General features: G+C 69.3%; 7 protein-coding genes and 1 pseudogene. 5 read left to right on the forward strand and 3 right to left on the reverse strand.

Features of this window, described 5'->3' with window-relative positions; all coding sequences use genetic code 11:
* Positions 1 to 616, reverse strand: a pseudogene (locus VF542_RS13545) (hypothetical protein); the annotation flags it as partial.
* Positions 617 to 731: 115 nt separating this feature from the next.
* On the opposite strand from VF542_RS13545, the gene VF542_RS13550 reads away from it, so the two are divergent.
* The 5 genes from VF542_RS13550 (at position 732) to VF542_RS13570 (ending at position 6,757) form a co-directional block, all read left to right on the forward strand.
* Entirely contained in the window at positions 732 to 1,784 is a 1,053-nt protein-coding gene (locus VF542_RS13550; RefSeq protein ID WP_408652234.1) for a LacI family DNA-binding transcriptional regulator, read from the forward strand.
* A 206-nt stretch (positions 1,785 to 1,990) separates the two neighbouring features.
* A complete protein-coding gene (locus VF542_RS13555; RefSeq protein ID WP_408652235.1) occupies positions 1,991 to 3,325 on the forward strand; it encodes an ABC transporter substrate-binding protein in 1,335 nt (444 codons plus the stop codon).
* 32 nt (positions 3,326 to 3,357) lie between these two features.
* Positions 3,358 to 4,395 (forward strand): carbohydrate ABC transporter permease, encoded by a 1,038-nt coding sequence (locus VF542_RS13560; protein WP_408652236.1) that lies wholly within the window; start codon positions 3,358 to 3,360, stop codon positions 4,393 to 4,395.
* Positions 4,392 to 5,306, forward strand: coding sequence for a carbohydrate ABC transporter permease (locus VF542_RS13565; protein WP_408652237.1), 915 nt, complete (start codon positions 4,392 to 4,394; stop codon positions 5,304 to 5,306). Before VF542_RS13560 ends, VF542_RS13565 begins: the two co-directional genes overlap by 4 nt.
* Positions 5,303 to 6,757 carry a glycoside hydrolase family 1 protein gene (locus VF542_RS13570; protein ID WP_408652238.1) on the forward strand — a complete coding sequence of 485 codons (1,455 nt, stop codon included), beginning with the start codon at positions 5,303 to 5,305 and terminating at the stop codon, positions 6,755 to 6,757. The genes VF542_RS13565 and VF542_RS13570 overlap by 4 nt, the downstream gene beginning before the upstream one ends.
* 50 nt (positions 6,758 to 6,807) lie before the next feature.
* Here VF542_RS13570 and VF542_RS13575 read toward each other — a convergent pair whose 3' ends face one another.
* Together VF542_RS13575 and VF542_RS13580 are read right to left on the reverse strand one after the other, a co-directional pair.
* Complete coding sequence (locus VF542_RS13575; RefSeq protein WP_408652239.1) at positions 6,808 to 8,022, reverse strand: amidohydrolase; 1,215 nt, start codon at positions 8,020 to 8,022, stop codon at positions 6,808 to 6,810.
* Positions 8,019 to 8,623 (reverse strand): MFS transporter (locus VF542_RS13580; RefSeq protein ID WP_408652240.1); only part of this gene is annotated, 605 nt, incomplete at its 5' end. The genes VF542_RS13580 and VF542_RS13575, both read right to left, overlap by 4 nt.

Here is an 8,623-nt window from a genome sequence, read left to right on the forward strand (position 1 = left end):
CGAGGTCGACGATGCCGACCTTGACGCCGGCGCCGCCGTTGCCGACATCGCCGGTCTGCGCCCAACTCTGGGCGCCGGAGGCCGCGACCCCCTCACTGGTGCTCTGCGGCTGCGCCCGGACGGCCGGGGCGACCTTGCTGACACCGGGCTGGCCGGCCAGGCTGCGCAGCTTGCCCGGGGCGAGGGCCACGGTGGTGGAGCCCGCGAAGCTGGCCAGCGTCCGGGCACCCACTGCCTTGGCCGCGGCCAGGGCGGCCGGGCCGGTGACGGTCACCTCGACGCTGCCGTCGCCTTCCAGCCGCACGCCGGAGTTGACCAGCGGCGAGCCGGGGACGCCGGCGAGCCGGTTCAGCTGCGGCGCCAGGTGCGCTATGGCCGGACGGGCCGGGGCGGCCTGGTGGCGGCGCACCTCGGCCACCCGCGGCGAACCCGCGGCCCAGCGGCCGGCGGGGATCGCCACCGGTGAATGTTTCAGCTGGGCGCGGACGGGGGCCTTCGCGGTCACCGTGGCCGCGGCCGGCCCCGCGGTCGCCGCGGTGCCGAGCGGGCCGATGCCCAGGCAACCCACGACGGTGGCGGTGACGACCGCCGGGACAACGAACCGCGATCGCTTCATGTGTGCCCTCTGTAAGTTTGTGAAATCTAGCGCAGCGTACTGGCTCGGTTACTGGCTGTCGGCAGAAACGCACCGTCGCCACTAATGCGTTATCGGGCCGTGCCAAACTTCGTCTATGAATTCGGCGAGCACGTCGCCTCCACCGCCCACGTCGGGGGGCCGCAACCTGCCCACCCTCGAAGAGGTGGCGGCTCGGGCTGGGGTGTCACGGGCCACCGCGAGTCGGGTGCTGCGGGGAGCCAGCAATGTCAGCGAGCAGGCCCGCACCGCCGTGCTGACTGCCGCCGAGGACATCTCCTACGCCCCGAACCGGGCCGCCCGGTCGCTGGTCACCGGCCGCAGCGACTCGGTGGCGTTCCTGGTCGCCGAGACCGAGGACCGGTTGTTCTCAGACCCCTTCTTCCTCGGCATGCTGCGCGCCGCCCAGACCGTCATCGCCGCGGCCGGCCTGCAGTTGGTGTTCACGGTGGCCTCGACCGCGGACGAGCACCGCCGGTTCCTGCACTACGCTGCCGGCGGCCACGTCGACGGCGTGCTGGTGCTGTCCCTGCACGGCCGTGACCAGCTGCCCGAGGAGTTGGAATCGCACTCGGTACCGGCGGTGCTCAGCGGGCGACCACTGGTGGGCGGTGACCACCTCTACTTCGTCGACTCGGACAATGCCGGCGGCGCCCGGATGGCGACCGACTACCTGCTGACGGCCGGCCGGCGAAGGATTGCCACCATCACCGGCCCGTTGGACATGTGCGCCGGCCAGGACCGGCTGGCCGGCTACCGGGCGGCGCTGAAGACGGCTGGCCGGCGATTCGACAGCAGCCTGGTCGGCCACGGCCAGTTCAGCATCACCAGCGGCCAGCACGCGATGACCGAGTTGCTGGCCGCCCACCCCGACATCGACGCGGTGTTCGCCGCCTCGGACCTGACCGCGATCGGGGCGATGCGCGCTATCGAGGCGGCCGGCCGGCGGATCTTCGACGATGTCGCGGTGGTCGGCTTCGACGACATCGGCGACGCCGAACTGGCGCATCCGGCGCTGACCACGATCCGGCAGCCGATCACCGACATGGGCCGCGCGATGGCGACCCGGCTGCTCCAGCGGATCACCGGTGAGCCCGCGCCGTTGCGGACCGTCCTGCCGGTCGAGCTGATCCGCCGGCTCACCGCCTGAGCGCTAATACCAGGTTTCGGACAAGGGTCGATCAATTTCGCCTCGGTAACAACAAATTGGGTTGCAATCTTTGCCGGATGCTTGACAGCGCTGGCGGAGTCCCGCATTCTCGCCTCATGAGAGCGCTCTCATAACCTACCGAGGCGCCGATCCGTTCCGCACCCGCCCGGCGGCACCGCCAACCGGTCGTCCCATCAGGAGGATTCATGCCCAGGATGTCTCGCACCACCACCCGCGTTGCCAGCGCGGTGGCGGTCGCCGCTCTCGGCTTGGCCGGGGCGGCAGGTTGCTCGTCCGACAAGAAGTCGGACTCGGCCGCCAACTCCAACGCCGACTCCAACGCCAAGGTGACGCTGTCGGTCGGGCTGTTCGGCACGTTCGGCTTCAAGGAGGCCGGTCTCTACGACGCCTACATGAAGCAGCACCCGAACATCACCATCAAGGAGGACACCGTCGAGCAGTCCGGGGACTACTGGACGCGGCTCAAGACCCGGCTGGCCTCCGGCAGCGGCCTGGACGACGTCCAGGGGATCGAGATCGGCTTCGTCTCCGATGTCGTGCAGAACCATGCCAACCAGTTCGTCGACTTCGCCGCGCTGCCCGAGGGCAACCAGTTGAAGTCCTCGTTCTACGACTGGAAGTGGCAGCAGGCCAGCGCCGACGGCAAGACCGTGGGCCTGGGCACCGACGCCGGCCCCGAGGCCATCTGCTATCGCCCGGACCTGCTGCAGAAGGCCGGCCTGCCTTCCGACGGCGCCACCCTGGCGACCAAGTGGTCGAGCTGGGAGGACTACATCAACTTCGGCAAGCAGTACGAGAGCTCACCGACCAAGCAGGCCGGCAGCAACTTCGTCGACAGCGCCGCCAGCATCTTCAGCACCGCCGTCTACCAGGGCAATGAGGCCTACAACGACGCCAGCGGCAAGCCCGACCCGACCGGCAGCGACGGGGTGAAGAACGCCTGGAAGTACGCCACCGAGGCCGCCCAGGCCAAGATCACCGCGGGGCTCTCGCAGTTCTCGCCGCCGTGGAACAAGGCGTTCTCCAGCGGGACGTTCGCGACCATCGCCTGCCCGACCTGGATGATGGGCTACATCCAGAGCCAGGCCGGCGCGGCGGGTTCGGGCAAGTGGAGCGTGGCCCCGGTGCTGCCCGGTGGCGCGACCAACTGGGGTGGTTCCTGGCTCGGGGTGCCGAAGGCCTCCAAGCACCAGAAGGAAGCCATCGCGTTGGTGGAATGGCTGACCAGCAAGGAGCAGGAGGTCACGATGTGGACCGAGGGCGGTCACTGGCCGTCCAACCAGCAGGCCGCTGAGGACCCGGCGGTCAAGGGTGCCAAGAGCGCCTACTTCAGCAACGCTCCGGTCGGGCAGATCTTCGGCGACATCTCCGACAAGATGAAGATCCCGCCGATCGGGCTCTACGACACCCAGATGCAGACGGCGTTCACCCAGCAGCTGACCAACGTCGAGACCAAGGGCGCCGATCCTGGCAAGGCCTTCAATGACGCGCTCAAAGCGGTCGAGCAGGTGACCGGCTGAGACTCGGGTTCCGCACAGCAGAAAGTGGTGACATGTCCGCCAGCAGCGAGACAGCCCTCCGGCCCGGGAACCCGCCCGGGCGACCTCCGGGACAGCGCCGGTCCGCCACCGTCAAGCGGGCGGGGCGGCGCCGGGCCCGGCCCGGCAGCAAGGCGGCCTATGCCTACATCGCGCCGTTCTTCCTGGTGTTCGCGGCGTTCAGCGTCTATCCGTGGCTGGATACCGCCTGGGTCTCGCTGCACAACGTCAGGCTCACCACCTACGACAAGCAGACCTGGGTGGGCCTGGAGAACTACCGCAACCTGTTCTCCAACACCTTCTTCTGGAACGCGCTGCGCAACACCGTCACGATCGGCATCATCTCCACCGTTCCGCAGCTGTGCATGGCCCTGGGCATCGCCCACCTGCTCAACTACAAACTGCGCGGCCGGACGTTCTTCCGGGTGGCGATGCTGATGCCCTACGCGACCAGCCTGGCCGCGGCCACCGTGATCTTCCTCGAGCTGTTCGACCAGAACCTGGGCATCGTCAACTGGGGACTGCACGTGCTGCACCTGCCGCAGCCGGACTGGCAGGGCTCGAAGTGGCCGAGCCAGGTGGCGATCTCGGCGATCATCACCTGGCGCTGGACCGGCTACAACGCGCTGATCTACCTGGCAGGCATGCAGGCCATCGACTCGGCCCTGTACGAGGCGGCCGCCATCGACGGCGCCAACCGCTGGCAGCAGTTCCGCAACGTCACGCTGCCGGGCCTGCGCCCGACGATCCTGTTCACCATCGTGGTCTCCACCATCGGCGCCGCTCAGCTGTTCGGCGAGCCGCTGCTCTACCACAACGGCATACCCAACGGCGGCACCTCCGGGCAGTACCAGACGCTCGGCCTGCTGATGTACCAGCAGGGCTGGGCGAACGACCGGTTGGGGCTGGCCTCGGCCACGGCCTGGACGATGTTCGCCATCATCGTGCTCGCCGTGCTGCTGAACCTGTCGCTGTCACGGCGGCGGGAGCGCAAGATCGGTGCGGTGGCGCCACTGACCGCTCCGGTGGCCTCGCTGGAGGTGACTCGATGACCAGCACCGTGCAGCACCCCGCCTCGGCCGCCCAGCCGCCGGAGCAGGCGCTGGTCCGGTCGGCTCCGGCACGCGGCAGGGCCACCCGGGGCAAGCCGATGCAGGCCGGCCCCGTCACGTACCTGATCCTGATCCTGGTCACGTTCCTGTCGGTCTTCCCGCTGTACTACACGATCGTGATGGCCTCGCACACCAACGCCGAGATGGCTGCCAGCACTCCCCCGCTGCTGCCCAGCGGCTCGCTGATCGACAACGTTCGCAAAGCGTTGGAGCTCGCCCCGCTGAACAAGGGGCTGATCAACTCCCTGATCGTCGCCGGCTGCGTGACGCTGGGCACCGTCGCGTTCTGCACGCTGGCGGGTTTCGCCTTTGCCAAGCTGCGGTTCCGGGGCAACAACGTGCTGCTGGGCATCTGCATCGCAACGATGATGGTGCCGATGCAGATGGGCATCATCCCGCTCTACATGTTGATGGCGAAGTTCGGTTTCGCCAATCACCTGCAGGCGGTCATCCTGCCGACGGTGGTCACCGCCTTCGGCGTGTTCTTCATGCGCCAGTACATCGCCAGCGCGGTCCCCGACGAGCTGATCGAGGCCGGTTATGTCGACGGCGCCGGGACGTTCCGGATCTTCCGGTCGATCGTGGTGCCCGCCGCCCGGCCGGCCATGTCGGTGCTGGCGATGCTGACCTTCCTCACCGCGTGGAACGACTTCTTCTGGCCGCTGATCGCGCTCAGCTCGCAGAACCCCACCGTGCAGGTCTCCTTCCAGAGCCTGGCAACCGGGTACGCCCCGGAGCAGTCCATCATCATGGCCGGCACCCTCTACGGCACCGTCCCGGTGCTGATCGTCTTTGCCCTGCTGGGCAGGCAGATTGTCGGCGGAATCATGCAAGGAGCCGTCAAAGGATGACCGAACAGCCGATGACCGAACAGCCGATGACCGACCGCCTCTCCTTTCCGCGGAACTTCGTCTGGGGATCGGCCACCGCCGCGTACCAGATCGAGGGCGCCGCCCACACCGACGGCCGGCTGCCGAGCATCTGGGACGTGTTCTGCCAGGTGCCGGGCAAGGTCCGCAACGGCGACACCGGCGAGGTGGCCTGCGACCACTACCACCGGATGACCGAGGACCTGGACCTGATGGCGGCGCTGGGACTGCCCTCCTACCGGTTCTCGGTGTCCTGGCCGCGGGTGATCCCGGGCGGCTCCGGGCCGGTGAACCACGCCGGCCTGGACTTCTACCAGCGGCTGGTGGATGGCCTGCTGGAGCGTGGCATCACGCCGCTGCTGACCCTCTACCACTGGGACCTGCCGCAGGCGCTGCAGGTGCGGGGCGGCTGGACCAACCGGGATACCGTCGATCGCTTCGTGGAGTACGCCGTCGCGGTGGCAGCGGCGCTGGGTGACCGGGTGCCCGGTTTCACCACGTTGAACGAGCCGTTCTGCTCAGCGTTCCTGGGCTACGCCTCCGGCGTGCACGCCCCCGGCGAGACCGACCGGCACGCGGCGCTGACCGCCGCCCACCATCTGAACCTCGCGCACGGCCGAGCGGTCAGCGCGTTGCGCTCGGTCACCGCGGCAGAGCTGTCGATAACGCTCAACCTGGCCCACCTCTACCCCGCCAGTGACAGCGAGGCGGACCTGGCCGCGGCCGAGCACGTCGACCGGATCGCCAACCGGATCTTCCTGGACCCGATCCTGCGCGGCAGCTATCCGCAGGAGTTGCTGACCGAGACCAAGCACCTGTCCGACTGGGCCTTCCTCGCCGACGGCGACCTGGCCGAGATCGCGGCGCCGATCGACTCGCTCGGGGTCAACTTCTACAACCCGACCACCATCGCGGCCGCCACCGAGCAGTTACGCGGCCAGCTTGCCGGCCGGTGGCAGAACGATCCGGAGGGCACCGGCGGGCCGAGCCAGTGGCCGGGCACCGACCTGGCCTACGCGATCCCGATGCCCGGCCCGCACACCGGGATGGGCTGGCCGATCGTGCCCGAGGCCCTCACCGAGTTGCTGCTGCGGGTGCACCGGGACTATCCCGGCGTCGCGATGGTGGTCACCGAGAACGGGGCCGCCTTCGACGACGTCGTGACGGCGGACGGCCAGGTGCACGACGCCGACCGGGTCGACTACGTCCACCGGCACCTGGCCGCCGTGCACGCGGCCATCCAGGCCGGCGCCGACGTCCGCGGGTACTACCTGTGGTCGTTGCTGGACAACTTCGAGTGGGCCTGGGGGTACTCCAAGCGCTTCGGCATCGTGTACGTCGACTACGACTCGCTGGCCCGGATCCCGAAAGCCTCGGCACGCTGGTACGCCGACGCGATCAGGCAGAACTCGATTCCCGCGCTGGGCTCATAGCGCCCTTCAGCCACCTCGCTGTCCGCGGAGGGGTCGGGGCCCGGTGAACGCTAGCCGGTCCGGTAGGGGTTGGTGACGACTCGCCGGCCGTCGGCGTAGCGGTACACCTCGTGCCCGGAGACGAACACCCGCTCGGCGCGCTGCAGCACGTCCAGCGGGTCACCGGACCAGATCACCACGTCGCCGTCCTTGCCCGCGACCAGCGAGCCGACCCGGTCGGCGAAGCCGAGGATGCTGGCCGGGTTGATGGTGATGGAGCGCAGCGCGTCCTCGCGGGACATCCCCTCCCGGACCGCGAAGGTCGCCTGGTGCACCAGGAAGTCGATCGCGACCACCGGATGGTCGGTGGTCAGCGCCACCGTGACCCCGGCGTTGGCCAGCTTGCCGGCGGTGGCCAGGCTGCGGTTGCGCACCTCGACCTTGCTCCTGGTGTGGAACAGCGGCCCCACGATGCACGGGATGCCCCGCTCGGCGATCACGTCGGCCAGCAGGTAGGCCTCGGTGGCGTGGTTGATCACCAGCCGGTAGCCGAACTCGTCGGCCAGCCGGATGGCGGTGGCGATGTCGTCGGCGCGGTGGGTGTGCTGGCACCAGGGCAGCTCGCCCTGCAGCACCCGGACCAGCACCTCCGAGGACGGGTTGCGCTCGAACGGCTCGTTCTTGGCCAGCGTCGCGTCGCGCCTGGCCTGGTAGTCCTGGGCCTTGGTCAACTCGTCCCGGATCACCGCGGTGACCCCGAGCCTGGTCGAGGGCAGCTTGTCCTTGTCGCCGTAGGTCCGCTTCGGGTTCTCGCCCAGGGCACTCTTCACGCTGGCCGGTGACTTGATCACCATCTCGTCCACCATCCGGCCCCAGGTCTTGATGGCGACCGTCTGGCCACCGATCGGGTTCCCGCTGCCGGGCTTCACCACGCACGAGGTGATCCCCCCGGCCAGGGCGTCGCGGAAGCCCTCGTCGGCAGGGTTGATCGCATCCAGGGCACGCAGCCGGGCGCCGTTCGGGTCGGTCATCTCGTTGACGTCCGCGCCGGCCCAGCCCTCGCCCTCCTCCCACACGCCGACGTGGGCATGGGCGTCGATGAAGCCCGGCAGCACCCACTTGCCGCTGGCGTCGACGACCTCGACGCCGTCGGCCACCTCCAGCCCGGCGCCGACCGCGGTGATGACACCGTCCTCGATCAGCACCGTGCCGTCGGGCAGTGGCGGGCCCTCGATGGGGACGACGTAACCACCGACGATCGCGACACTTCCGGTCTGTTGGGTCATGACTCGACCCTATCGCCGGTGCCCAGATCCCAGCGGTGCCGCACGACCGGAACCGGAACCGGCCTGCCCAGCTCCAAGGTATGCAGCGCCCATTGCCGGGCCCGCAGCCACCAGCGCACCATCTGCAGCAGTCCCACGGCCTGCACGGTGACCGCCACCGCGAAGGCGAGCCGGTAGCTGCCCAGGGTCGTCGATCCCAGCAGGTCCAGGGTCCAGCCCAGGCTCAGGCAGGCCACGATCGAGGCCACGAACCCGGCGACGTTGACCACCCCGGTCGCGGTGCCGACGATCGCCGGGCCGTTGTAGTCGCGTGCCAGCGCGAACCCGATCGAGGACACCGGCCCGCCGGTGGCGGTCACCAGCACCAGCGCCACCAGCAGCCAGTGCGGCATCGGATCGGAGAACGCGGCCAGCACCGCGTACCAGCCGAGCACGGTCACCAGGCTGGTCCCGATCGCCAGCGGCACCCTGGTCACCGGATGCCGGCCGATCAGGTAACCGATCGGCGGCCCGATCACAATGGCCAGCAGCACGCTGAACAGCAGCACCGCGCCGGCGGCGTTGCGGCTCAACCGCTGGCCCTCGACCATGAACGGCACGC

The sequence above is a fragment of the Jatrophihabitans sp. genome, from assembly GCF_036389215.1.
Classification (GTDB): Bacteria; Actinomycetota; Actinomycetes; order Mycobacteriales; family Jatrophihabitantaceae; genus Jatrophihabitans_A.